We start from the raw sequence: 25,328 nt of genomic DNA, 5'->3' as shown, positions 1-25,328 counted from the left end.
GCCTGTTACCATCCAGGATTTTGAGTTAATCCATATCCTTTGTTTACCTCAACCGGAGGAAAAGCTGACAGATACCATTTCGAATCAAAACTTGTCCACCAGGTCCTGGAGGCATTTGTCAGGTTGAAGATTTCGTAGGTAAATTCAGTTGGGCGGTCACCTCTTGTTGATGGATCCTGATCTGACCATGAACCTTCAACGCCGTCAGCACGGTAAATCCGTAAGCCATGAAGTTGTTTGTGGAAAAGATCAGCTCTTTTATTCCGAATCAAGTCGAAAAAGCGAACATCTTCCATTCCGAGTTCACAAGCACGTTCTCTCAGGATCTCTTCCATCAGCACGTCTTCATCCAACATGTTTTTATCCGGATTACTTTCAACCAATCCTGCTAAACCAACGCGAGCGCGAACCGCATCAACCTGAGCAATCGCATCGGTCATGCGTCCTGTTTTCATTAACGCTTCAGCATAAATCAGGTAAATCTCCGAAATACGCAGGTAAGGCCACAAGGTCGGCTGGTTAAGGTTTGCTGACCGATCGAGGATATATTTGTAAATTCCGTATCCTGTAGCAAACTGCCCTGATTCCAGTGCCGGGTTTTGTTGTGCTTCACGTCCGCCAACCCAAAGTTCGGCTTGACGTCCCTGGTAACTGGCATTATTCACCAAAACAGTTTCGTATAAACGAGGGTCACGATCGCTAAACATCTTGCTCACATCATCCGGATCATTCCAATCAAAGGGAGTACCATCGGCCATCGGGAACATTTCAACATATTCCTGAGTCGGTGTGAAAGCACCATTTGCAACTGACTGCGGGAAATAGTAGTCCCATTGTCCGTTGTAACTATAGGTGTAACGAACACGTGTCGAGATCAGCAGTTCTGTGTTACTACCACCACTACCCCGCGTAAAGTATGCTTTTCGGAAAGCATCGCGATAGTCGCTAACAGTTGTTCCGCTGGCCTGAACCAAACCATAAACACCATTTGAATTCAAGGCAGTGAAAAAGTCCTCACATGCTTTTAGGCATTCGTCCCAAAGCTCCGACTTGTAGCCACCGTACCAAACCTGAAGGTTTGTTACCGCTTCCTGAGGGCTGGAAGTACTGTATGGTTCACTGTCGTTAAACAGTGGGCTGGCTGCAAACAATAAGATTTTACATTTCAAACCCATGGCTGCCGCTTTTGTAAAACGTCCATCCCAGTTTGAGATATCAGCTGCACTGAGTGACCATGGTAAAGCAGCAGAAGCTTCATCCAGCAGGCCAGTCATAAATTTTACGGTAGCATCGACGGTTCCGCGTTCAGTGTAATACGCATCAGCGTCGTTACTCACTTCAAATGCATGATCAACAATTGGCACACCACCAAAGTGACGGAAAAGGTCGAAATAACGCGAAGCGATAATGACTTTTGCCTCAGCTTTCAAACGTTCCTTTTCGCTGTCATCCATATCCGGAACACGATCTACGTTTTCAACAAAAATCCATGCCTGGCGAACCGCTTCCCAAACTTCTTCTTTGGTATAGTTAAATTTGGTCGCGTCTGATGATTCCTCCGTCCCCGCGCTGTAACTACCTGAATAGTAAGAACGGTTAACACCATCCCAGCTCAAGTGGCTGTGCCAGGTGTCTGAAAGTGTTTCGAATACCCCCATGTTCATGCGGTTATCGATACTGTTCCAATAAACAGGAAGTCCGTAGTACAGCTTGCTGTAATTGTTCCATAAAAAGCGGCGGGCATAGTCAGCATTGTTGAAAATGGTATCCTGCGTTACATCTACGCCCGGCTGTTTTTCCAGAAAGTTGTCGCCAACGGCAATATCATCCACACAAGAAGTCCAAACGGCACCTCCTATTAGCAGTGATAAGATATATATTTTTAAATTTTTCATAATTAATCGATTCTTTGAATTAGATTAAAATCCCACCTTCAGTCCTAAGTTAAATACTCTGGTGAGTGGATACTGAGGACGAGAACTGGTTCTTGATTCAGGATCACCATATTTAAAGCCCGTAAACGTCAACAGGTTATATCCGCTTAAATAGACGCGACAATTTTCAACTCCAATGCTGCTGAACACAGGGAATTTCAAGTTGTAACCAACTTCGACATTCTTTAAACGCAAATAGCTGGCGTCGGCTAAGAACAAGTCAGAGGATTTATAATTGTTGGTTTTGTGAGCTAATGTTGCCCGTGGCAATGATGCAGAAGCAGCCGTTTCCGGGGTCCATCTGTCTTCGAACTGATAGAGCAACAAGCTATTGGTGTTTGTTTCTCCCATCGGTACACGGAAAGTTTCATCCAACAAGCGTGAAGTGTTCCAGGCACCGGTCCATTGCATACTAAAATCAAGATTTTTCCACGAGAAGCCCATGTTCGCACCGACAACATATTCAGGCGTGTCTGTAAAACCTAATTTCGTAATGTCGTCGTTGTCGATAACTCCGTCGTTATTCAAATCGACATAAACGACATCACCAGGCTCTAAGCCACCGGCATGTTCTGCAATATCCTGACCATACTGTGCATAGTATCTGTCGTTAGCTGTCTCGTCGTAAAAACCCCAAAAGTTATTGATGATTCTGGAACCAATCGGACGACCGGTTTCCCACATATAAGCCTCGTTTGGAGCAACCTCTCCTTTTTCGATAATCTTGTTGCGGGCAAAAGAGAAGTTTCCTTTCACCCAGTAACGAAACTGATCGTTCAATTTCTCGTTCCACTCAACGGTGAATTCATAACCATGGTTATCAACAACCCCTAAGTTAATGACGGGCAATGTTGCCCCTACAATAGCCGGAATAGTTTCCGATTGAACCAAAATGTCTTCACGATGCTCCTTGAAAACATCAACCGACACTTTGAAACGCTCTTTCAGGAAAGCAAAATCAGCACCGTAGTTTTGCTTATAGGCTTTTTCCCAGGTTACATCGGGGTTTGATTTTGCCGCTTCGTAAGCTCCGGCCTGATTTGATCCGACATTGGTACCGAAGTTATAACCGGAACCACCCAATACATAGGAGTCTGGCAAATATAAGAAACGGGAACTGCCGTATTTGTCATTACCGACAACTCCATAAGAAGCTCTCAATTTCATGTAATTAACCACATTCTTCACGCTTTCCATGAACGGCTCTTCTGAAACAATCCATCCTAAAGATCCTGCAGGAAAGAAACCATATCTTTTCCCGGGAGCAAAGTTTTCAGAACCGTTGTAACCAACGTTAAACTCGGCCATGTAACGTGTTTTGTAGTCATAAGTAACACGTCCAACCATTCCAACATAACCTGAAGGGATATCGGAATATGCTGATGGGTAATAAGTTTTTGACTGTGTATAAAGTGCTAAACCACCAATAGTATGATCGCCAAATTCGCGGCTGTAGTTAAAGCTTGCTTCAGCGTACCAGTTACGACCTTTACCATAACTTTCACCGTATCCAAGCTGGGCGTCATCACCACTTTTTTGATATTCGATGGCACCAGAGCTGGTTGCGATAGGTGTGTAATAAGGTAAAGTCGAACTTCTTGTTTTTGTATGACTATAGCTACTATTGTATGAACCTTTGACTTTGAATGACAATCCTTTGGTTACAAAATCAAGTTTTTGATTCAAAATCAGGTCAAGATTCAACACGTTGGTTGACCGGGAGTTGAAACCTTTTCCGTAATAAGGGTAAAGTCCGTCGTATCCGGGATCCGGGATGTAATCAGGGTTTGTTACAACACGTTTTCCATCAATAATACCGGCTCCACCGAATGGAGTAGCCCAGTATAACTGGCGAAACAACTGGTTTTGATCTTCATTTGAGATCGGTGTATTCTTAGCCTCGATACGGCCACCAAGATTTACCGAGAGTAAGGTTGATTTAGAGATATCAAAATCAAGATTCGAACGGTAGTTGTAACGATTATAGTTAAAGTTGAAATCGTAACCGGTATCGAAAGTTTTAAAAAGTCCTTCCTGCGTATAAGCGCCCAAAGAAACAAAATACCTGATTTTCTCAACACCTCCGGAGATGTTCACGTTGTGCTGCGTTTGCATAGCACCGTTTTTCAACAGGTAGTCCATCCAATCCATATCCGGATATAAAATCGGATCTGAATGTGTACGGAAAGCTTCTACGACATCGGGCTGGAATTTATAACTTGATGGGTCAACACCATCATTAGCCTGAGCTTCATTATAATAAGTTGCATATTGGTAGCTGTCGGCGAACTCTAACAGTTTCGTCGGCACCTGTACACCAAAAGAAGTTGAGAACGAAATTTTGGCTTGACCTTCTTTACCACGTTTGGTTGTAATCAAAATTACACCGTTCGCACCACGAACCCCAAAAACCGCAGTAGCAGAAGCATCTTTCAATACCGTGATACTTTCAATTTCGTTAGGGTCAATTTGTGTGAAGTCACGTTCAACACCATCAACCTGAATCAACGGAGCTGAATTGTTCAGTGTCGCAATACCACGGATAAACAAGTCGGCGGCATCTGCTCCCGGCTCACCGGAATACTGAACGGATGACAAACCGGTAACGGCTCCCGATAAGGCATTCGAGATAGATCCTGTCGGAGTCTTCAACAATTCGTCGCCACCAATGGATGAAATAGCTCCGGTTACGGTTACTTTTTTCTGTGCCCCATAGGCAACAGCAACAACCTCACCCAAACCAATTGATGATTCTTCAAGAACCACATTAATCACTGTCTGGCCGCTAATCGAAACTTCTTTCGTTCCTAATCCGACAAACGAAAACACCAATGTTTCCGCATCTTCCGGAACAGCAATGGTGTAATTTCCGTCGATATCGGTCACTGTTCCCATATTGGCTCCTTTAACCACGATTGTTGCTCCGGGAATTCCCATATCCGTTTGATCGGTTACCTTTCCTTTTACAACTTTTTTCTGCTGGGTTAGCGCTGATTCAGCATTTAGTGGCTGAGCCACGACTTGACTATTGGGAGAATCACCTATCGCCCAGGATGTTACCAGATTACTCATGACCAATAGGCAAAGTAAAGTCATGCGTAATAAGGACTTTGCAAAGCTTTCCGACGGAAAGCATTTCCTTGTGCATCTTTCTTTCATAAATTAGAAAAGTTTACTTGAGAGTTTACAATATTCACAGATTAAGGCCTGTAAGTAAACCACTTACGATTTCTGTTATTTAAGCTTGTTTTTGACAACTTGATACACCCGGGCATAATCGATTTCAAATGTGATGGGAAACTCGGGGTCATCCGGTATTCCGCCATTTGAACCAATCGCCAGGTTTAAGAGGAGATAAAACTTTTGCGAACCAACGAATGGGTTTCGTTCATCGGCATTTCGTGTTTTACTGAGGTCTACTTCGTTTAATAGATCGCCATCAAGGTAAAGGCGTATATAGTTATTATCCCACATCATTGACCAGGTATGAAATTTACTGGCCCAATCGGGATCTTTAGAGGTAAAATCTGTATACAATTTTTTTGTACTGTCCCAGGCTGCTTTATATTTCTGTGCTGTTCCCCAGGCTACATTTGCTAATAGGTGTGGTTCATCGTTCATTCGATAAAACTCCATCATATCAATCTCTCCATTATCCGGCCAGGATCCGTCGGTTCCTAACAACCAAATGGCTGGCCAGGCCCCTTTCGTAACATCAATGCGTGCCCGAACCTCATAGTAACCACCGGCAGGCCACTCCTGCAGCCCTCGTGTGATTAAACAAGATGATGTGTAAGCAGCCGATTCCCGGATATTCCGCCAGTCAGAGCTAACCGGACTGTAATTGGGGTTGTCAACCGTTTCGCGCTTTCCCTCAATAACCAAGACTCCATTTTTACAGATGGCATTTTGAGATTGGTACCACTGTAATTCCTGGTTGCGAACAAACCCGTATTCATAATTCCAATTGGCAGGGTCAGGTGCACCGTCCTTATTAAACTCATCACTCCAAACCAACACCATACCATCTTTCATGGCAGAATCTGTTTGGTCAGCTTTAATGCGAACAGGCTCCTCAACCGGATTGGCAGATGACGGATTCATATTAAACAAGAAAACTAAAATGAATACCGGTAAGCATACATTTACCGGGAAAGGCATTTTCGGGCAACGAAATCGATGAATGACTTTTTTCATACTACAGATGGTTTGGATAAGCAATTGAGCCGTTTCTTTTTATTTGAAAGGCACCATACAAATGTGACGGACTTAAGCCGGACGGACTTGAACAAATTCGAGCTAAACTGTTAAAAAATCAAAAGCAGTAGTACGGATTCGATATTTAGTAGTACAAAATCGATATCTAAAGATTGGCGTCGAAAAAGGAAGCCATTGAGATTCGCCACACATCATTGCAAATCAGTTAAATAAAACACCTCTAAGGTTAAAAAACTGTAAAATACAATACCTGGGCCACTAGAGGATGCATATAGAATTTCAGAAAGGATTTGTTACTTTGAAATCAGATTAGATAATCTATCCATGAAAATGTTTTAACAATGCGCCTTAAATACCTGTCTATAATTCTACTGTCCATACTCCCCTTTCTGTCACATGCACAAAATGAAATTCATTTTTCGCACCTGGGAATGGAGGAAGGTTTTACCAACAGTAAAGCGAACACAATTATACAAGACATAAAAGGCTTTATTTGGGTCGGAACGTGGAATGGGCTGAATCGGTACGATGGATACAACTGTAGTACTTTTCAACCGAATTTTCACGACTCCACCTCTATCTCTAACCGGGAGATTGTTGAGTTGATGGAAGATTCAAAAGGAAACATTTGGATTGGTACATCAAACGGTTTGAATTGTCTGAATCCGGAAACAGGACAATTGAAAAGTTATCCCTTTAAAAACCGGATTCTATCACTTTTTGAGGATCCTGACAATACGATTTGGATTGGAACGTGGAATGGGGGGCTATTCAACTTAAACCCCACGACCTGTGAAACAACACACTACCTGGCAAGCGACATCGTTAGCGATGTACATGTCGATTCACGAAACATTTTGTGGGCGGCTACTTACTACGGTCTAATGAAGTTCAACCGTGAAAATGGGACTTTCTTCCGCTATTTACCTGAATCAGAACCGAATTCGCTTAGTAATTCCACCATCACACAAATCACAGAGTCTTCTTCCGGGCAACTTTGGGTAGGCACCTGGGGTGGCGGGCTGAACAAGTTAGATGTTTCTGATGATGGGCAGAACCTGCATTTTACCCGTTACCAGTCACGGGCAGGAGAAGGTAGTATTGATGCCAATGTCATTTCAAAACTTTATTACGATCAGTTTAACAACCTATGGATTGGCACGTGGAACGATGGATTACGCTTATTGAAAGCTGACCAACAAAACATAGCTCCCAAACAGGCTCATTTCATTAAATACATGGAAGAGCCGGACAACCCGGCCAGTTTATCGGGAAATGGTGTTTCATCCATCTTTGTAGACCGAAGTGGAATTCTCTGGGTGGGAGCTGCATCCATCGACCGAACGCCGATTGTCGAAAGTGGGATTAGCCGTTACTCGCTTCCGAAAGATCAAGATGATCCGTCAAAGAAATTATATATCAAAACGTTTGCCGAATTCGGCAACCAACTATGGATTGGCGCCAACAACAAGCTTTTTCAGTATGAATTGGCGAAGGGGAAGTATGTTCTCCGGAAACAATACGGTCGCCCGGAATATAAAATGGGGGAAACTGTTTATTCGTCCAATTCCATTCTTGACTTGGCCGCTGACTCTACCGGTTTGTGGGTAGGGACAGAAGATGCCGGTCTGCTTCACTATAGTTACACCGCTGACTATCTGCTTAATCAAAATAAAAAGCTGATTTTCAACCAACAGACAACACCCTCCATTCCCGGCAACAAAGTGAGCAGCATAACAATTTCGGACAAATATCCGGGAGTCGTCTGGGTGGGAACACTGCAAAATGGTTTTGCCAAACTATTTCAAAATGCGGATGGAAGCTATGGTACGGATAGCTACAATTCAGGGAACTCTGCAGAATACAGTACCGACAACAATGTTCGTACGATTTTCGAAGACCATGCGGGCAAAGTTTGGATTGGAACACAACACGGCCTCAACTGTTTTGACCCGAAAACCAGTTTGTTCGAACACTATTTTTATTCGTCTTCAAACCCCAATTCCATTAACGACAATGTAATTAATACCATCAGTCAGGACAGCTTTGGCAATCTATGGGTGGGAACCAATTCCGGACTCAACAAAAAGGTATCGATTACAACCGAGAACGGACAACAAGCGACCGTATTTAAAGGGTATCCGGATGTTAACTATTTAAGTAATGAGATTGTTACAAACCTGCTCGAGGACGAATCCGGCCATCTATGGGTTCGGTTATACCGCGGGTTTGTAAAATTCAATATTGAAAACGATAGTATTGCCGGAGAGTATTTCACAAAAGACTACGAAAACATTCGTTTTGAGCGAAACACCGCCTTGGAATTCAACGATGGTCAATTTATCCTTGGCGACCAAACCGGATTCCTGACCTTCTATCCGGACAGCATGTTTAAAAAGTCTGTAGCCCCTCAAGTGGTGATTACCGACTTTCAGATCTTCAACGAAAGTATCGGCAATAGCCCCGATGTCCTGGCAAAGAATAACCTGACAAAAACTGTCCCCTTTTCCGATCAACTGAACTTATCTTACAAAGACAAAATGATAACCTTTGTCTTTTCGGCGATGGATTATAAAAACCCGAACAAGAATGCCTATTTCTATAAACTGGAAGGCTTTGATAACCAGTGGAACAATATCGGCGCACACAATTCGGCAACCTATACAAACATTCCTCACGGGAGCTACACCTTCAAGGTTAAAGCCCGAAATAGCGACGGTTTTTGGAGCGAAAAGGATGCACAACTCCAAATAGCCATTTCTCCGCCATGGTGGGAAACCATTTGGGCATACATTTTCTATGGACTCTTCGTTGCCGGCTTACTTTATTTCTTCAACAAGTTCTCTTTGATAAAGGCACAGGAAAAAGGTAAACTCAAATTTGAGAAAATGAAAACGGAAGAGATGATGCGCCTAAACGAACTGAAGTCATTTTTCTTCACCGACATTACTCATGAGCTAAAAACTCCGTTAACCCTCATATTAGGACCCGCCAGGGAATTATCATCGGACAAACATTTGAGCGCTTATGCCGCCAAACAAGCTGAATTAATAGAGAACAGCGCAAACAAGTTACTTCGACTGGTTAATCAACTGATGGAATTCCGGAAAATTGAAAAAGGCGTTTTGGATGAGCTTTTTGCGCAGCGCTGCAATATCAGCCAAATGTTGCAGGACACCTATCGTTTCTTTATCCCCATGTCCGAATCGCGGAAAATCGACTTCACCATTCAGCTCGATAAAGAAGCAATTATTGCTTATGTCGATCCCGACAAACTGGAAAAGGTCATTTTCAATCTCATTTCGAATGCCTTTAAATACAGCCGCGACAACAGTTTCATTGCGGTAAAGGCAAGATTGGAGAACGACGATTCCGGTAAATCGGTCATTATTGAAGTCGAAGACAGCGGAATTGGCATTGCTGATGAACACCGGGAAAAAATCTTCGAGCGCTTCTACCAAGTCAATCAGATTCGAACGCAGAGCACCGGCGGGATTGGCCTGTTTATGGCAAAAGCATTGGTTGAGCAACATGGAGGTACCATTTCTGTTGAAAGTGAAATGGGCAAAGGCAGTTGCTTTAGAATTTCGATCCCGGTGAACCCGAAGCTTGTTAAAAATCACCTGGAGATTTCACAGCCAGCAGACGCAGAAAGCCGGGTTAACGAATCAACCTCTGCAGACATCCCAACGCCGGACACCGCAACTGTTGCTGCGAATAGCAAGAAGCCTGTCATCCTGATTGTGGAGGACGATGGTGATCTCAATGATTTCCTGGTCTCGGGCCTCGACTCCGAATTTCGTGTCATACGTGCATTCAATGGAAAAGAAGCTTTAGAGCTGGCGAAAAAGGAAATACCTGATTTGATTCTGACAGATATTATGATGCCGGAAATGGATGGATTTGAATTCTGCCGCATTACCAGAAAAGACATTACAATTTCACACATTCCCGTTGTTTTCCTGACGGCAAAAACCATGCAGGAGGATGAAATAAAAGGACTGAAACTGGGTGCTGTCGATTACATCTACAAACCCTTCAACTTAGTATCGTTAAAACTGAAAATTCAGAACATACTGGCAACACAAAAGCAAATACAGGACCGTATTCGGACAGAGCATATCCTTCAACCCGAAACAATTGAGTTATCCTCGCTGGATGAGATTTTCCTGAAGAATGCGGTGGAATCGGTGCAAAACAACCTGGATAACCCTAATTTCGACGTCGAAGCATTCAGCAACGAACTCAAAATAAGCCCGAACCAGGTTTACCGGAAAATAAAAGCACTGACCGGCCAAACGGCGAAGGAATTCATTCGCAATCAGCGACTTAGAATAGCGGCCGATATGCTGGTACAACGCAAGCGATCTATTTCGGAAGTTATTTACATGGTAGGCTTTACCAGTCCTTCCTATTTTACCCGGTGCTTTAAAGAATTCTACGGTTGTACTCCCAAAGAATATATTGACAAAAACTCCGACGCGGATTAACATTTCGACACCAAAGTCAGCATCCCATAAATAAAAAGAAGTTTTTCCGGTCCGGAGAAGCTTTTTTTGTTTAACAATCGAATTTGTGCAAGCAAGTTTCAAATTTCTGCAAGACCAGGTTCCGCATTTGACGCTATGTTTGTCCTCATACAACAGGAAGAAGCAGATCGACAGAAAGGAAATCGTATGAAGCAAGACTCTTCCTTAAGTCAACCATAAAAAGCAAAAAAGATGAAGGTAAAACCGACAATAGCGTCAAAAACGTTCCCGGTACTGCTGGCCCTATTGGCCATCGTTGCCCTGATTAGTTGCAGCCCAAAAGAACAGGTTGCGAAATATAATCACAGTTTTAAACCCGGCGAGATTTGGGTTGACACAGACAGCGTCCATATCAACGCACATGGCGGAGGTATTTTATATTACAACAACACCTATTACTGGTTTGGCGAGTTTAAAACGGCCGGAAAAGGAGGCAATTCAGCCCAGGTCGGAGTGAGCTGTTATTCGTCGACCGATCTTTATAACTGGAAAAATGAAGGCATTGCCCTCCCGGTTTCAAATGAGGCAGGTTCCGACATTGAAAAAGGTGCCGTGATCGAACGTCCCAAAGTGATTTACAATGAAATGACAGGCAAATTTGTGATGTGGTTCCACCTGGAATTAAAAGGTCAGGGTTACGGTGCTGCCAGAACAGCTCTGGCCGTGAGCGATAAAGCAACCGGACCCTATACATTCGTCAAATCACTGCGTCCGAATGCGCAGGAATGGCCGGTAGATTATTCGGAAGAACTGAAAACAAAGGAGTATGACCCGGAATTGAAATGGTGGACTCCCGATTGGTACAAAGCGATCGATGAAGGCATGTTTTTGCAACGGGAATTTGAAGGTGGCCAAATGGCACGCGATATGCAGCTTTTTGTCGACGATGATGGCAAAGCATATCACATTCATGCTTCGGAAGATAACCTGACTCTGCACATCTCGGAGTTAACGGACGATTACCAGGATTTCACGGGGAAATATATTCGCATTTTTCCGGCCGGACACAACGAGGCTCCTGCCCTTTTCAAGAAGGACGGCACCTATTACCTGATGGCTTCCGGATGTACCGGTTGGGATCCGAATGCAGCCCGCCTGTTCGAAGCCAAATCAATTTGGGGACCTTGGGAGTCGATGGGCAATCCGTGTGTTGGCGAGGATGCTGACTTGACTTTCCATTCGCAAAGCACCTATATTTTACCTGTTCAGGGTAAAGAAGACGCTTTCATTTACATGGGTGACCGCTGGACACCGAAGAATCCGATTGACGGCCGTTACATTTGGCTCCCTATTCAGTTTGTAGCTGGAAAACCAACGATCAAATGGGCCGAAGACTGGGACCTGTCCGTCTTCGACAATTAAAGACTGAAAGTTTTAGTTAGATTTTTACATACATTGATGGAGAGCTCTCACATTCGCAAGAATTTGGGAGCTTCTTTTTTGACACCATTTGGTAAGCATTACCATTGGACACGCTCAAAAGCTTCAAATTGCCCCCTTCTTTTGACTGAAAGCGTGACGGGTTCAGTCAATTGCGTCATTCTTTGCGTTGAAACCAGGACGGTTTCAGCATGTTGCGTTGTTCTTTACGCTGAAAGGATGACGGTTTCAGCATGCAGCGTTGTTCTTTGCGCTGAAAGCATGACGGGTTCTGTCTAAAGCGTCGTGCTTTTGAACGCGGGAACGACGCATTCTGACCAGAAACAGGCGGAATCATGTCTATTTTTGTAGTTCAATCGACTTATTATACCCCTAACAAAACAGAAAGGCTGCCCGAATTTCTTCGAACAGCCTTTCATTTCAATGAATAAAATCGATAGTTGATCTGCAATTCCATTAATCCTTGTGAATAGAAAGAGAGCGGATCAATCTAATTTCGTTGTCTTTTACCAACCTGTATTTTGTTCCAGTTCTACATCCAGGTTCGCATCAATGGTTGATTGTGGAATTGGAAATAAGCTCCATCCACCTGGTACTGCACTGGTACCTTGGAAATAGGAACTTTCGGAACCTGCATAATACGAGTATTTTGAGATACGCTCAATGGCTACATTGTCACCCATCCTTAACAAGGTACACCATCTCCGTTCTTCGGAAAATAATTCGCGTGTACGCTCATCCAGAATAAAATCGATTGAAATATCAGCTGATGTCGCCATATACGTACATTGTGCACGAGCTCTTAACACATTGATGTCGGCTGCAGCCAGGTCACTACTTCCTTTTCTAAAATAGGCTTCAGCCCGCAACAAATAAGTTTCTGCCAAACGGCAAGCATATTCGTCGCGATACATGTTGGAGCGGTTACCTCCATCTGACAGGTCTTCGTAACCCCAATCGTCAACGGGTGCTAACTTAGTCCAGATTGGATATAAGCGTTCCAGGGTTGTCTGATCCAACATATCCAAGCTGACGGTATCTCCATAATAAGACGACGTCGGATCCATACACATGAATTCACGTCTAATATTTGTGCCGGAGTTCCGGATGTCTTCTGCAAAATCACCCTGCCAAACATCATTCACAACATATTCTGTCGGTCTGATACTGGATACACCGCGACCACCAACATAAGCGTCGATCAACGACAACCATGGACTGGCATTTTGTTCCTTATGGTCAGCGTCCCAAAAAGCATTCCGCAATACCGGTGAAAATTCACGAGGATAGGCCAGATAATTGTTTCCGCCATAGGCTAAATAAACATCGTAGTCATTCTCAAGGGTCCAAAGCGCTTCGGTATTTCCTTCTTCATAGTCCAAATTACCACGTTGGAAAAGATCAAAAAACACATCACCATCTTCGTAATAAGCTTCAACGCCATTCATCGCAGCTCCTCCGTTAGGATTTGATCTCGATCCGAAACGACTGGTCATTAAACTATGCAAATTAATCGCTTCGCTGGCATAGTAAATTGATGAATCAAGATAGGCCGTATTATCATCCAATTCGTTGGCCAATCCAAGATAGGCTTCCGACAGATAGTGACATGTTGCACCTTTAGCTACACGCCCTGCTTCACTTGGATAATCAGGCATGCCATCTAAAGCTGCCAGCAGATCGTTAATTGCAAAATGATATGTTTCCTCGCGTGAGGAACGAACAAAGTCATATTTGGGTGTTGTGTAAAACTCATCAACAAGAGGAACTCCTCCGTACAACTCGGCCAATGTCATATATGCAAAACCCCGGAAAAACTTAGATTGGGCAATAACATAGTTGTAGTCATCCAGATTATCCCATGTAAAATTACTCGACTCAGCTCCTTCAAGTGTTTGATTGGCATAACTTACAAGCTGGTAGAAAGCATTCCAGACATCTCTTACCGATCCGTACTCAGAACTCCATGAACTAAAATTTGAGTAACCGTTTCCACTACATCTCCAGTATGGAGTATCCAGCAAGTCTGTTCCCTGCCCTTTCATGAAGTAATTATTTTGAAACCAATACCGAATGTGTACATACATATTGGTGACACTTGCATCTACTTGTGATGCTGTATTATAAGAGTTTTCGGTCGTATAAAAGGTTTCTGGCTCTTCAGTTAAGAAGTCCTCATCGTTACATGCATTAATAAAGAGCAACAATAAAAGCCCTAAACTAAGCTGGAAAAATATCTTTGTTTTCATTATGATCTTCTTTTAATTAAAACGTTAAACTTAATCCGAAAGAATAGGTAGATGACAACGGATAACCATAGGAATATCCACTTCCTAAAGTCTGTCCTGTTTCAGGATCTCCGCCTTCCCATCCAGTGATTGTGAATAAATTTGTTGCTGAAGCGTAAACTCTGAAATTGCTTAAGTTTAATGCCTTCACCCACAACTGATCAAACGTATAAGACAGACTCACGTTCTGTAAGCGAACAAACCCGCGCGATTGCAATGGATTGTAGCGTCCGTCAGTATAACCAATGCGAGGATATTTATCGCTCTTATTTTCCGCAGTCCACCAGCCATGATTAAAGTTATTATCGAATACCACATCACTTGCAGTCCGGTAAGCATAGATATTTGATGACTGATAGTATCCGTTTCCTCCAAACACACCTGATAACAATGCATAAAGCTCGAAGCCTTTGTATCTGACAGTATTGGCAAACGACATTCTGAAATTATCTTTATTATACCCCAGAATGACACGGTCGTTGGCATCAATTCCGTCGCCTTCTCTATCGTAAAATTTCACATCGCCGGGAACAGCTCCCGTAATATTCATGTATTCTGCATCATCTTCCTGAACAATGCCAATTGGTTTGTAACCATAAATTGCGCCAAGTGATTCTCCTAAGAACAGGCTATTTGAAATATCGTCATTCCCGTCTCCGTATAACTCTTTTAGTTTATTTCGATTCAAATAGTACGTTAACGAAGAAGTCCATTCGATCTTGGAATTTTTCACATTTGTAGTCGTCAACGTTGCTTCAAGCCCCCAGTTATTTACCTGTCCTAAGGTTGCATCAATTGAGGTAATACCATTTCCCATTACCGGGATATTCCGTTCAAAAATTTGATTGGTCGTTTGGGAAACATAGAAATCGGTATTCAAGCTGATCTTATTTTTAAACATCGTTAGCTCGAAACCAGTATTAATAGCTGAAGTTTTCTCCCAACCTAAATCAGTATTTCCAAGTGCAGCAATACGCTGTCCCCATGATACCTCTGAGGTGTTTCCGAAAGGATAGCTATACCCACCTGCTTGTCCCAAAGTCAATGTTGAAAGTGTTTGATAAGGACTTAACGACTGATTACCATTCTGTCCCCATGAAAGTTTTAGCTTTAAGTAATCAACTTTATCCACATCTTCCATAAACCCTTCATTGGTAACTGTCCATCCCAGTCCTAACGAATAGAAGGTCCCCCATTTCGAATTTTCACCGAAAACAGAAGATCCGTCCCTTCTTACAGAAGTCGTTAAGTGATATTTGTCGGCGTAGTTATAATTGATACGGGCCAAATAGCCAATATTCGTTTTCAGGGTATTATTGAATGAGTTAATCGTTTGTGTTTTCGCGTAAGTCAGACCGTTGTACCCTAATTCGGTATTACCTAAATCGGAGAAATCAGAGCCGTCTACGCGTTTATATTTATAATCATACGAGTCGCGTGTATATACGCCTGTGAAATTAATGTAGTGTTTTCCAAAGGCTTGCTTATAATTAATGATGTTATCCCATACCCAACCGACACTTTTTGTTCGGGCACTATAACCGTTTGCACTGGTTAAAAAGTTAGATAAGCTAGATGCCGAATACCGATCATCTGAGGTACCTTCCAAAACGTAGTATCCTTCATGCGTAAAATAATCGCGTTCTACATTTTTAAGGGTATAAGAATAATTCATTCTGTAGCTCAACCCTTTTATCCATGGAATATCAACCAACATATGCCCGTCTAAAACGGTCGTATAATACATATCATTGTCGTCGATCATATTACTTTCCACAGACCACAAAGGATTCGTCCGGTAGATTCCTTCAGTAGCGGGGAATTTCTCTAACAATCCGTTTTCTTCGTCCCGGTAAGCACGTCCATATGGGGTCAGTCTGATCGACTGATAAATATTGTAATTTGTTGGTCCTGAATAATCGTTAACGCTGAAATTAATATTACCGCCCACTTCCAGCCAATCTGTGATATTGGTGTTTAACCTGGAAGTTAACGCGATGCGAGAATAGTCGTCGCCAATAAGAACACCCTCTGTATTATTGTACGACGCAGCCATATAATAATTAGACTTCTCATTAGCTCCGGATACTGAAAGAGCATAATTTTGTGTTACGCCGGTACGTGAAACGTAGTCTTGCCAATCAATTGTTTTACCCTGAGCATAATTCTCGGCTTCAAACTGAGACATCCAGCTAGTAGGATCAGCATCTTCATCTAATCCCTGCAACAGGTTAACTTTACGAACCCAATTTTCCGGGCTTAAAACATCGGCTTTATTAATTACCTGAGAAATACCAACTGAACTATTAAAGTTAATAACCGGCTTTCCCTTTTTCCCTGATTTGGTAGTTATAACAACCACTCCATTAGCTGCCCGTGAACCATAAGCCGCCACTGAGGTCGCATCCTTTAACACTGTAATATCTTCAATTGTTGACGGGTCAATATCTCTCATATCTCCCATGAAAATAACGCCATCCAACACGATTAAAGGAGACGTAGCACTCGAATTAATCGACTTTTGTCCCCTTACCAGAATGGAAGGTGATTGTCCTGCCCCTTGCTGCTGTGAAACTGTCATACCAGGCACTACAGCTCTCAACGCATCTGATACATCGGTACGTGGGGTTAATGCTAAAGGAGAATTTTCCATATCGACTCTGGAAACAGATCCGGTAAAATCTTTTCTGGAAGTTGTACCATAACCGATTACAACAACCTCGTCAACGCCTACCGTTTCTTCCTCTAAGACAATGGCAAATGTGGACTGAGTTCCAACCGGTATCTCCTGAGAAACCATACCGATGAAACTGAACACCAAAACATCAGAAGAACTGACATCTTTCAAACTGAAATTACCATCAAAATCAGTGATCGTTCCAATGTTTGTCCCTTTAATAACAATGGTAACACCCGGTAGCGGTTCGCCGGTTGCCGAAACGACCGTCCCTGTAACATTGCTTGCTTGCCTCATTACTTTTGGACTATCCTGAGTCACCAACATAATATGTCGATCAATGACTTTGTAAGTCACGTTAGTTCCTTCAAAAATGTTCATTAGTACTTCGTCAAGGCTTTCTCCTTGAACGTCCAGACTCACATGTCGCTCAACGTCAACCTGTTTGTTGTCGTACATAAATGAGTAATTAGATTGATTCTCAATCTCGTTCAAAACATCTTTGATTTGACGATTCTGAATTTTCAGATTCAATTTTGAGTTTTGAGCAAAACTCCCTCCAAACACGGACAGTGTTGTGAGCAAAGTTAAAAGTACTGTAAGCTTCATAGATAAAAGCATTTTTCTTGTACACAGATTACTCCGGCACGAATTCAATCGTTTTTTTTTCATAGTTTTACAAGATCAGTTATGAATCGGAATTACATTCATATTTAGCGGTATGCGAGATAATTCAGATTCGATTTAACAATTGATGATATGCAGGAAAGGTGGCCGCCTTTCCTGTTTTATTTTAAGACTCTTCTTTCGAATTTATAAATACATGTTCTCCTTCAATTTTATACTGAATGGGCGTAATCACCGAAATTAAGTCCAACACTTCGTGTAAACTTTCAGTTTTTACTTTAAAAGTATAGTGATGATTTTGATACAGAGCCTGCTGTAAGTGAATTGTAACTCCATACCAACTTTCCAGGTAATCAACGACATCACCAAATGGCATATCATTGAAATTCAAAACGCCGTTGGTCCATGAAATCGAGGCCAAAGGATTCTGTATCCTCTTTACTTGAAAGGCATGATCCTTAAAAAGTAATTTCTCCCCGGGCGCTAAATATGTTAGCGATTTATTTTCGGACGTAAGGACTTGTACTTTTCCTTCAACTAACACAACCTCCGAACTTGCATCTGAACGGCCCTCTTTCACATTGAAATGAGTTCCGAATACTTTCACATTGATATCCTTCGCATGTACAACAAAAGGGGAAGTTTTACTTTTCGTAACTTCAAAATAACATTCTCCCGATATAAATACATCTCTATTCTGAGTATTGAAGTCAGACGCATATTTTAATTCCGAGCCGGAATTAAGCCAAACCTTTGTTCCATCAGGCAAAACAGCATGAGTACGTTGTCCTGGTTCTGTCATGACGGTAGAATAAGCCATTTGATTCACAGATGAGGAAACACTGCTTGTCGTGAAATACCATTTGCCGCTAAAAAAAGCGAATACAATAGCGGCTGCAACTGCCACATATTTCAAAATATGAAGTGATATTTTTTTCGGACTTTCTTTTTGTGATTCGGGTTGAATGCGTGTCATCAACTCCCCCCATAGTTTATCATTGTCGGGTTGGTAAAACTCCCGAGTTTGTTGTGAAATGAGTCGGGTGTCGATAATCTCCTTCAATAGCTGGATATTATCTGAAGACTCATTTAACCATGCTTTAATGGTGGCTTCGCTGTCTTTATCCGACTTATCATTCAGATAAGCTCCGATCGCATCCCATGGTGTTTGAGTTTCTTTCATAATCGTTCTGTTGCTGATATGACGTCGTTGAAGAAAAATTCCCTCAATCTATTTCGAAAAAAATGTGAAATTATTTTCCGGATCAGTTAAAAGACTGTAATCCAGAGCATGAAAATATGCTTATAGTGTGGCTGTAATTGGGTACGCAGTTTTCGGAGAGCAATTCCGACATGATTTTCAACTGTTTTAGGACTTAATCCCAGTTGTTGGGCGATCTCTTTGTGGGAAAGATTTTCCTCCCATGCCATTTGATAAATTTTGCGACTCTGCTCGGGCAACGCTGCGACAGCCTCTTCAATAATTTGCCGAAGCTCTTTGTTTTCAAGGAATACTTGAGAGTCGGAATCTGCTAAAGCTGCTTGATCTTCAATTTCCAAACTGGTAAAAATGTGCTGTTTCGTTCGACGAAAAATACTGATTGCGCGATTCTTGGCTGCAGTAAATAAATAAGCCTTTACACTTGAACGGATTTCGATCTGTCCTCTTTTCTCCCAAAGAACAGTGAATATTTCAAGAGCTACTTCTTCGGCAAAAGCTCTATTTCGCAAGTAAATAAGCAAGAAATTACAAAGATCCGGGAAATAGGTATCGAATAAATACCGATAGGCTTTTAAGTCACCATTCGCTATTTTACCAAGAATCTCCTGGTCGTTTTGATATATCGATTTTACGCTCAAGATTCGAAATCTCTATTTTATTTAGTGATAAACCTAACAAATCCACTCTCTGATACCCCCGCAAACTTAATGCATTTTCCCCAAACGAATAAAGCCTTTCAAGAAGATATCCGTCAACAATGATTATCAAACTACAAATCAAACAGATAGAGTAAAGTACTAAATATTAGTTTTCCACAGAAGATCAAAAACTGTTGCTGATTCACTATTTTTGGAACCACAACCGGGAAAAGAAATGCAACAATGAGATACAAAAAGTTAAAGTTGAAGAAGATCGAAGAAATTGCCAATAGCATTTCTCACGGGTTTGGCGTTGCCCTTGCAATTGTCGGAGTGGTGTTGCTGAATGTTTTTGGAGCGATTTATGGAAATATCTGGCACATCATTAGTTTCTCTGTTTTTGGTGTCAGTATGATCCTGCTTTATCTTGCATCGACGCTTTACCACGGGGTGAAAAAACCCCGGCTGAAAGAAAAACTGAATAAATTCGACCACTCAGCAATTTATATTCTAATTGCCGGTTCGTATACTCCAATCACCTTAACATCCTTACGTGGTTGGGTAGGCTGGACACTTTTCGGACTGATTTGGTCGCTCGCTATCGCCGGAATCGTATTTAAAATGTGGTTTTACAAACCTCGCTGGAGAAATATCTCAACACTCTTGTATATTATTATGGGCTGGCTGGTCGTTGTTGCTGCGGCTCCCATGATTCACAGTGTACCTAAAACCTCGCTCTGGTTTTTACTGGCTGGAGGTTTAAGTTATACGACCGGCGCCATTTTTTACCTGTTCCCGAAAGTGCCATTCTTCCACTTGGTCTTTCACTTTTTCATTCTCGGAGGCTCCGTATGTCATTTCTTCGCCTTTCTTTACCTCCTCCCCATTTAAAAAAAGGTTCTTCTCAAACAAAAAGCTTCACCAGTTTGTCCTATGAATAAGCGCGACGAGACAGTCGCTCTTTTCCTGTCCGTAGCTTTTAGTCTATCAGCCTGCGCACACGAACAAATATAAAAAAGACAATATGGAATACAATCAGTTAAATGATTTTGAACGCTATGTAATTCAAAGTAAAGGCACAGAAAGACCTTTTACCGGCAAATATTACAACTTTCACGAAGATGGAACCTACACATGTAAACAATGTGATGCTCCACTTTATAAATCAAACGACAAGTTTGATTCCGGCTGCGGTTGGCCAAGCTTTGACGACGAAATTCCAGGAGCCGTAAAAAAGACTGTTGATGCTGATGGCCGGAGAACAGAAATTACCTGTGCCAATTGCGGCGGCCATTTAGGACATGTTTTTTATGGTGAACGATTGACGGAAAAAAACACCCGCCATTGTGTGAATTCGGTTTCGCTGAACTTTGAACCCAAAAAGGAGAAATAAAAGAAAACACTGCTACATCTCACAAACGATCCAAAAACAAAGCATCCATTCAAAATTGGGTGCTTTGGTTTTGGATTGCAATTCTTTCTTCAATCTAACCACTCCGTTAAATTTAGTCATTTTCAGTTCTAAACACTATTTTTTGAACTTTAGTTCTTTATATTTGCATCATAAATACTGAACTTTAGTTCTAAATAAACACGAATTGACATGAAAATAGCAATCCCGACAAGAGAGAACCAAGTAGACAATCATTTTGGCCACTGTGAGTATTTTACCATTTACGAGTTGAGTGAAAAGAATGAAATTGTTGCTACCAGCAAGCTCACCACTTCGAAAGAATGTGGTTGCAAATCGAATTTAGCAGAAGAATTAGCGACGCACAACGTAAACGTCATGCTGGCTTCTGGCATTGGCGAAGGTGCCATCCGCAAGCTTAAGTTTCAAAATATTGAAGTAATCGCAGGATTTAAATGCTCTGTTGAAGAGGCATTGGACAAATACATCCGCAAAGACTATTTATCCAACTTCACGATTTGTACAGAGCATGACGAGTGCTCTCATTAGTTATATACCGAACAATCTACATGAGCGCCGACGAGTTGATAAACCTCATCATAACCGTTGGCGTTCATTAGCTCAGCTCGCATTTTTGATGCTCCCGGAAAACCACTGGTGTATATCTTATAGAAACGCTTCAGGATATTGAAATTCCTTTTTCCGCTCCAATTCCGTTCGAACAAACGGGTATGGAGAATTAACTGTTGCAACTTCTCTTCTTTTGAATACGCTCGTTCTTCCGGGTTGAAAAACCAAGGATTGTGGAAGATCCCACGCCCAATCATTACCCCATCCAAACCATATTCTTTGGTGTAGTCACAAGCTTGCTGGTACGATAAAACATCTCCATTACCCAAGAAAGGAATCTCCGGAGCTAATTCATCGCGCAAACGGGCACCTTTGGCAATTTCATTCCAATCGGCCAAACCATCTGATTGTTGTTTTTGAATACGACCATGCAAAGTGATTGCCGCCGGTTTTGTCTCGAGTACTTGCGAAATCCAACGGTCAGTATCGTGTTGTCTGATCCCTGTCCGGGTTTTAACAGATACGGGCAAATGGGTCGCTTCTTTTGTGGCTAAGATGATTTCCTGGGCTAAGGTAGGCTGATCAATCAATGCACTGCAAGATCCTTGTTTCACGACATTTTTTACCGGACACCCCATATTAAGGTCTATACCGTCGAAATCATATTCTTCGGTAATTTCGCAGGCAACCTTATGAAAGACTTCCGGCTTATTACCCCAAATCTGTGCAACCAGTTTAATTCCTTTTTCAGCCAATATTTTACGTTCCGACTCACTTACTATTAGCCGTTCCGACACGCGCTCCTTCCCCACCGGGTGATTCATGCCGTCAACAGCAGTAAACTCAGTAAAGAGAATATGCAGGCATTGCGGATCTGAAATCCTGGCAACCAATTCACGAAAGGAAGTGTCTGTTACATCTTCCATTGGGGCAAGCGCCAAAATGGGCTTTTTTATGTCGTTCCAAAAACTACTCATAGCGTAAATCAAACTGTTCAATCTTCTGGGCTAATCCTTTACGGAATGCTTTTCGGTTGCCAAACTTACGCTGAAATGCTTGAACATACAAATCACGTTCTTCGGCTGGCGCGTGCATAGCTGTTTTACATTCATCACTACAGCACCCCTCATACTGCGCCGCACATTCAGGGCACTGGATAAATAGAATGTGGCATAAATTATTTGTACAGTTGGTATGGGTATCACATTTTCGCCCACATTGGTGACAATGCGCAATAACCTCTCCGGAAATTGATTCACCAAGGCGATCATCAAAAACAAAGTTCTTTCCTACAAATTTCGACTTTAAGTTTAGCCTCTTAATTTGCTGTGCGTATTCAATAATACCACCGTGCAATTGGTTCACATCCTGAAAACCGTGGTGCTTTAGATAAGCGCTGGCTTTTTCGCAACGGACACCACCGGTACAGTAAAGTAATATTTTGCGTTCCTTCTCTTCTTTAAGCTGGTCAACAACCATATCAATTTCTTCGCGAAAAGTATCCGCTTCCGGGCAAATGGCCCCTTCAAAATGCCCAATCTCACTTTCGTAATGGTTGCGCATGTCGACTACCAAAATCTCCGGATTGCCGATTTGCTCGTGAAATTCGGTGGCCGACAAATGACGACCAACATTGGTCACATCGAATGCCTGATCGTCCAAGCCATCAGCTACAATCTTCGGCCGTACTTTAATCGTTAGTTTATAAAATGATTTGCCATTGTCTTCAACAGCATATTTGATTGGCATTTCCTGTAACTCGGGGCGATTGTTCATACACTGAAGAAAGTTTCCCAAATGTTGAGAAGGAACACTCATTTGTGCATTAATCCCTTCTCGGGCAACATAAATCCGACCGAAGCAATTCGATTGAAACCATTCCTGATACAGTTCATCCCGAAAACTTTGAGGATCATCAATTCGGACATAACGATAAAAAGAAATTGTTGTCCGCTCAAATGTCTCCTCGTGCAACCGTTTGATTAACTCTTCTTTATTGTACTTATTATACAATTGCATAATTCCTCTTTTTGATGGCAAAGATAATTTTTTCAGTTTAAAGAATATAAGATCATTATATCTGCTCTTGATAAAATTTAACAAATACCATCATTTTTCGCGTTCCCATGTGTCAATTCAACATAAAACAGTCAATAATAGAGTCAAATCAATCATATATTCTACAACATGTTTCTCATTTGTAACATTTGAATCCCAATGTTTTACAAAGCGAAAAATAGCTAACCATTACCACTTATTAAGAAATTTTAAGGATTTTTTAACGCAACTCAGAAAATGTTGCTATATTAGCAAGGCATTTGAGAAATCAATGGCTTATGAATAAATCATTTATCTGATACCTTTTCTCTTTAAACCAATATCTATTTTCTGATCTAACTAAACTAAATTATGGACAACGGGTTATCATGACGATGGTAACCCGCCTTTTTTTTTATCCCCTCAAGATTCCAGTTTAAGCAATAATTTTCGAAGACGGTAAGCAAATAAAGAAGCTGCCGCAGCCAATCCGAATAAAAAGCCGATCCACACTCCTATAGATCCGAATCCAAATTGAAAAGCACATAAATAGCTTATGGGCAGACCGATAACGGAATACGACAAAAATGCTAAGAACATGGGCATTTTAACATCTGACAATCCCCGAAGAACGGATAACAAGGCAACCTGAATACCATCGAAAATTTGGAAAAGAGCAGCGATTATCAGCAAATTCGCAGCAACTTCAATTACTGCCTTATCCTCAGTAAACATCCATGGAAGTTCGCTTCTGAATAAAATAAACAGTATGCCCATTGTCGACATGAACAGCACAATGAGGTGTAATGCGGCTGATATTAACCGGCGAATTAATTTAAAATTATTAACACCAAATTCGTGACTAACATGGATGGTTGTTGAAGCCCCCACCCCTAAACTTATCATGTACGTGAAGGATGCCATGCCAATGGCAACCTGGTGAGCAGCTAACTGTTCTTTCCCAATCCATCCCATCATTACGGCCCCAACACTAAAGGTTAGCACCTCAACAACGATTTGCGTTCCAATTGGAAATCCAATATTCAAGAGCTCCCGTAACTTTGCTACTTCAACTTTCGCTTGACGGGCAATCCTCGAAATCCTTCGAAATGAAGGATGATGCCACATAAAAGCAAAAATCATAAATGGCATCATCAAACGTGCAATAAAGGTTGCAATGCCAGCCCCCAATAGCCCCAATTCGGGGAATCCGAATTTACCAAAAATCAGGAAGTAGTTCAACACGACATTTACCAGGTTGGTGCTTAAAGTAATCACCATAGCGACTTTTGTATTGCCCATCCCTTCCAAAAACTGTTTGCACGAGTAAAATATAAGAAGCGGAAAAATAGAAGCGACCAAAACAAGGAAATATGGAAAAGCCATATCTGCCACCTCTTGGGGTTGTCCCATTCGGCCCAGCAAAAAAGCTACGCCAACCATAATCATAAGCAAAATAACAGCTGTGATGGCATGAAGAATCAAACCGTTTTTCAAATAGCTGGCTACCTGCGATTCATCTTTCTTGTTGAAAAAACGACCTACCATTGGTGTGACCCCCATCGCCATTCCCATCCCCATCAACATACCAAGTATAAATATACTGTTGGAAAAAGACGCTGCTGCAAGCTCCGTAGTACCGGAATGCCCAACCATCATATTATCGACTAGCGAAACAGTTACCTGACCTACCTGAGACAGAATAACAGGAATCGCAAGTGTTAGATTCTTCCTGTAAATCGGGAAGTATGCTTTTAAATTCACTGAGATATTTTTTCAGAAATTAAGACAATCAGA

Annotated in this window: 15 protein-coding genes; 5 read left to right on the top strand and 10 right to left on the bottom strand. The window is 41.9% G+C overall.

Annotation, left to right across the window (positions count from 1 at the left end; translation table 11 throughout):
* Window positions 1-5: 5 nt before the first annotated feature.
* The 3 genes from GJV22_RS19270 to GJV22_RS19260 all read right to left on the bottom strand — a co-directional run bounded on the left by GJV22_RS19270 (window position 6) and on the right by GJV22_RS19260 (window position 6,131).
* The gene (locus tag GJV22_RS19270; protein WP_163717683.1) at window positions 6-1,895 is read right to left on the bottom strand and encodes a RagB/SusD family nutrient uptake outer membrane protein; all 1,890 of its coding nucleotides are present in this window, start codon (window positions 1,893-1,895) and stop codon (window positions 6-8) included.
* A 24-nt stretch (window positions 1,896-1,919) separates the two neighbouring features.
* Window positions 1,920-5,006, bottom strand: coding sequence for a SusC/RagA family TonB-linked outer membrane protein (locus GJV22_RS19265; RefSeq protein ID WP_205461964.1), 3,087 nt, complete (start codon window positions 5,004-5,006; stop codon window positions 1,920-1,922).
* Window positions 5,007-5,168: 162 nt separating this feature from the next.
* The gene (locus GJV22_RS19260; protein ID WP_163717679.1) at window positions 5,169-6,131 is read right to left on the bottom strand and encodes a glycoside hydrolase family 16 protein; all 963 of its coding nucleotides are present in this window, start codon (window positions 6,129-6,131) and stop codon (window positions 5,169-5,171) included.
* 362 nt (window positions 6,132-6,493) lie between these two features.
* Here GJV22_RS19260 and GJV22_RS19255 point away from each other — a divergent pair, with 362 nt between their 5' ends.
* Window positions 6,494-10,642 (top strand): two-component regulator propeller domain-containing protein, encoded by a 4,149-nt coding sequence (locus GJV22_RS19255; protein ID WP_163717677.1) that lies wholly within the window; start codon window positions 6,494-6,496, stop codon window positions 10,640-10,642.
* Window positions 10,643-10,873: 231 nt separating this feature from the next.
* On the top strand, window positions 10,874-12,043 hold the full coding sequence (locus GJV22_RS19250; protein WP_163717675.1) for a glycoside hydrolase family 43 protein: 1,170 nt from the start codon (window positions 10,874-10,876) through the stop codon (window positions 12,041-12,043).
* A 524-nt stretch (window positions 12,044-12,567) separates the two neighbouring features.
* On the opposite strand, the gene GJV22_RS19245 is transcribed toward GJV22_RS19250, so the two are convergent.
* From GJV22_RS19245 to GJV22_RS19230, 4 genes are all read right to left on the bottom strand, one after another.
* Window positions 12,568-14,310, bottom strand: a complete 1,743-nt coding sequence (locus GJV22_RS19245) for a RagB/SusD family nutrient uptake outer membrane protein (RefSeq protein ID WP_163717673.1) — start codon at window positions 14,308-14,310, stop codon at window positions 12,568-12,570.
* 16 nt (window positions 14,311-14,326) lie between these two features.
* Window positions 14,327-17,635, bottom strand: coding sequence for a TonB-dependent receptor (locus GJV22_RS19240; protein WP_205461963.1), 3,309 nt, complete (start codon window positions 17,633-17,635; stop codon window positions 14,327-14,329).
* A 184-nt stretch (window positions 17,636-17,819) separates the two neighbouring features.
* Window positions 17,820-18,836: a FecR family protein gene (locus GJV22_RS19235; RefSeq protein ID WP_163717671.1), complete on the bottom strand. Its 1,017-nt coding sequence runs from the start codon at window positions 18,834-18,836 to the stop codon at window positions 17,820-17,822.
* An 86-nt stretch (window positions 18,837-18,922) separates the two neighbouring features.
* Window positions 18,923-19,513, bottom strand: a complete 591-nt coding sequence (locus tag GJV22_RS19230) for an RNA polymerase sigma-70 factor (protein ID WP_163717669.1) — start codon at window positions 19,511-19,513, stop codon at window positions 18,923-18,925.
* A gap of 243 nt (window positions 19,514-19,756) precedes the next feature.
* Between GJV22_RS19230 and trhA the strand changes: the two genes are divergently transcribed.
* From trhA to GJV22_RS19215, 3 genes are all read left to right on the top strand, one after another.
* Complete coding sequence (gene trhA / locus GJV22_RS19225) at window positions 19,757-20,404, top strand: PAQR family membrane homeostasis protein TrhA (RefSeq protein WP_163717667.1); 648 nt, start codon at window positions 19,757-19,759, stop codon at window positions 20,402-20,404.
* A 133-nt stretch (window positions 20,405-20,537) separates the two neighbouring features.
* Window positions 20,538-20,906 carry a methionine-R-sulfoxide reductase gene (locus tag GJV22_RS19220; RefSeq protein ID WP_163717665.1) on the top strand — a complete coding sequence of 123 codons (369 nt, stop codon included), beginning with the start codon at window positions 20,538-20,540 and terminating at the stop codon, window positions 20,904-20,906.
* A gap of 210 nt (window positions 20,907-21,116) precedes the next feature.
* Window positions 21,117-21,473: a NifB/NifX family molybdenum-iron cluster-binding protein gene (locus GJV22_RS19215; RefSeq protein ID WP_163717663.1), complete on the top strand. Its 357-nt coding sequence runs from the start codon at window positions 21,117-21,119 to the stop codon at window positions 21,471-21,473.
* Here GJV22_RS19215 and GJV22_RS19210 read toward each other — a convergent pair.
* The 3 genes from GJV22_RS19210 to GJV22_RS19200 form a co-directional block, all read right to left on the bottom strand.
* Window positions 21,470-22,471 carry a tRNA dihydrouridine synthase gene (locus GJV22_RS19210; protein WP_163717661.1) on the bottom strand — a complete coding sequence of 334 codons (1,002 nt, stop codon included), beginning with the start codon at window positions 22,469-22,471 and terminating at the stop codon, window positions 21,470-21,472. The genes GJV22_RS19215 and GJV22_RS19210 overlap by 4 nt on opposite strands.
* On the bottom strand, window positions 22,464-23,513 hold the full coding sequence (gene trhO / locus GJV22_RS19205; RefSeq protein ID WP_163717659.1) for an oxygen-dependent tRNA uridine(34) hydroxylase TrhO: 1,050 nt from the start codon (window positions 23,511-23,513) through the stop codon (window positions 22,464-22,466). Before trhO ends, GJV22_RS19210 begins: the two co-directional genes overlap by 8 nt.
* Before the next feature lie 441 nt (window positions 23,514-23,954).
* Window positions 23,955-25,295, bottom strand: a complete 1,341-nt coding sequence (locus GJV22_RS19200; protein WP_163717657.1) for an MATE family efflux transporter — start codon at window positions 25,293-25,295, stop codon at window positions 23,955-23,957.
* Between the last annotated feature and the right edge of the window lie 33 nt (window positions 25,296-25,328).

Origin of the sequence: Mangrovibacterium lignilyticum (genome assembly GCF_010882175.1) — a bacterium.
Lineage (GTDB): Bacteria > Bacteroidota > Bacteroidia > Bacteroidales > Prolixibacteraceae > Mangrovibacterium > Mangrovibacterium lignilyticum.
Note: the sequence above shows the minus strand (reverse complement) of the source record. Positions and strands in the feature narration are given on the sequence as shown.

Coding starts and splice junctions, on each gene's coding strand:
- GJV22_RS19245 (WP_163717673.1), bottom strand. CDS start 14,310: ATGAAAACAAAGATATTTTTCCAGCTTAGTTTAGGGCTTTTATTGTTG.
- GJV22_RS19235 (WP_163717671.1), bottom strand. CDS start 18,836: ATGAAAGAAACTCAAACACCATGGGATGCGATCGGAGCTTATCTGAAT.
- GJV22_RS19255 (WP_163717677.1), top strand. CDS start 6,494: ATGCGCCTTAAATACCTGTCTATAATTCTACTGTCCATACTCCCCTTT.
- GJV22_RS19215 (WP_163717663.1), top strand. CDS start 21,117: ATGAAAATAGCAATCCCGACAAGAGAGAACCAAGTAGACAATCATTTT.
- GJV22_RS19210 (WP_163717661.1), bottom strand. CDS start 22,471: ATGAGTAGTTTTTGGAACGACATAAAAAAGCCCATTTTGGCGCTTGCC.
- GJV22_RS19220 (WP_163717665.1), top strand. CDS start 20,538: ATGGAATACAATCAGTTAAATGATTTTGAACGCTATGTAATTCAAAGT.
- GJV22_RS19240 (WP_205461963.1), bottom strand. CDS start 17,635: ATGAAGCTTACAGTACTTTTAACTTTGCTCACAACACTGTCCGTGTTT.
- GJV22_RS19265 (WP_205461964.1), bottom strand. CDS start 5,006: ATGAGTAATCTGGTAACATCCTGGGCGATAGGTGATTCTCCCAATAGT.
- trhA (WP_163717667.1), top strand. CDS start 19,757: ATGAGATACAAAAAGTTAAAGTTGAAGAAGATCGAAGAAATTGCCAAT.
- GJV22_RS19260 (WP_163717679.1), bottom strand. CDS start 6,131: ATGAAAAAAGTCATTCATCGATTTCGTTGCCCGAAAATGCCTTTCCCG.
- GJV22_RS19250 (WP_163717675.1), top strand. CDS start 10,874: ATGAAGGTAAAACCGACAATAGCGTCAAAAACGTTCCCGGTACTGCTG.
- trhO (WP_163717659.1), bottom strand. CDS start 23,513: ATGCAATTGTATAATAAGTACAATAAAGAAGAGTTAATCAAACGGTTG.
- GJV22_RS19270 (WP_163717683.1), bottom strand. CDS start 1,895: ATGAAAAATTTAAAAATATATATCTTATCACTGCTAATAGGAGGTGCC.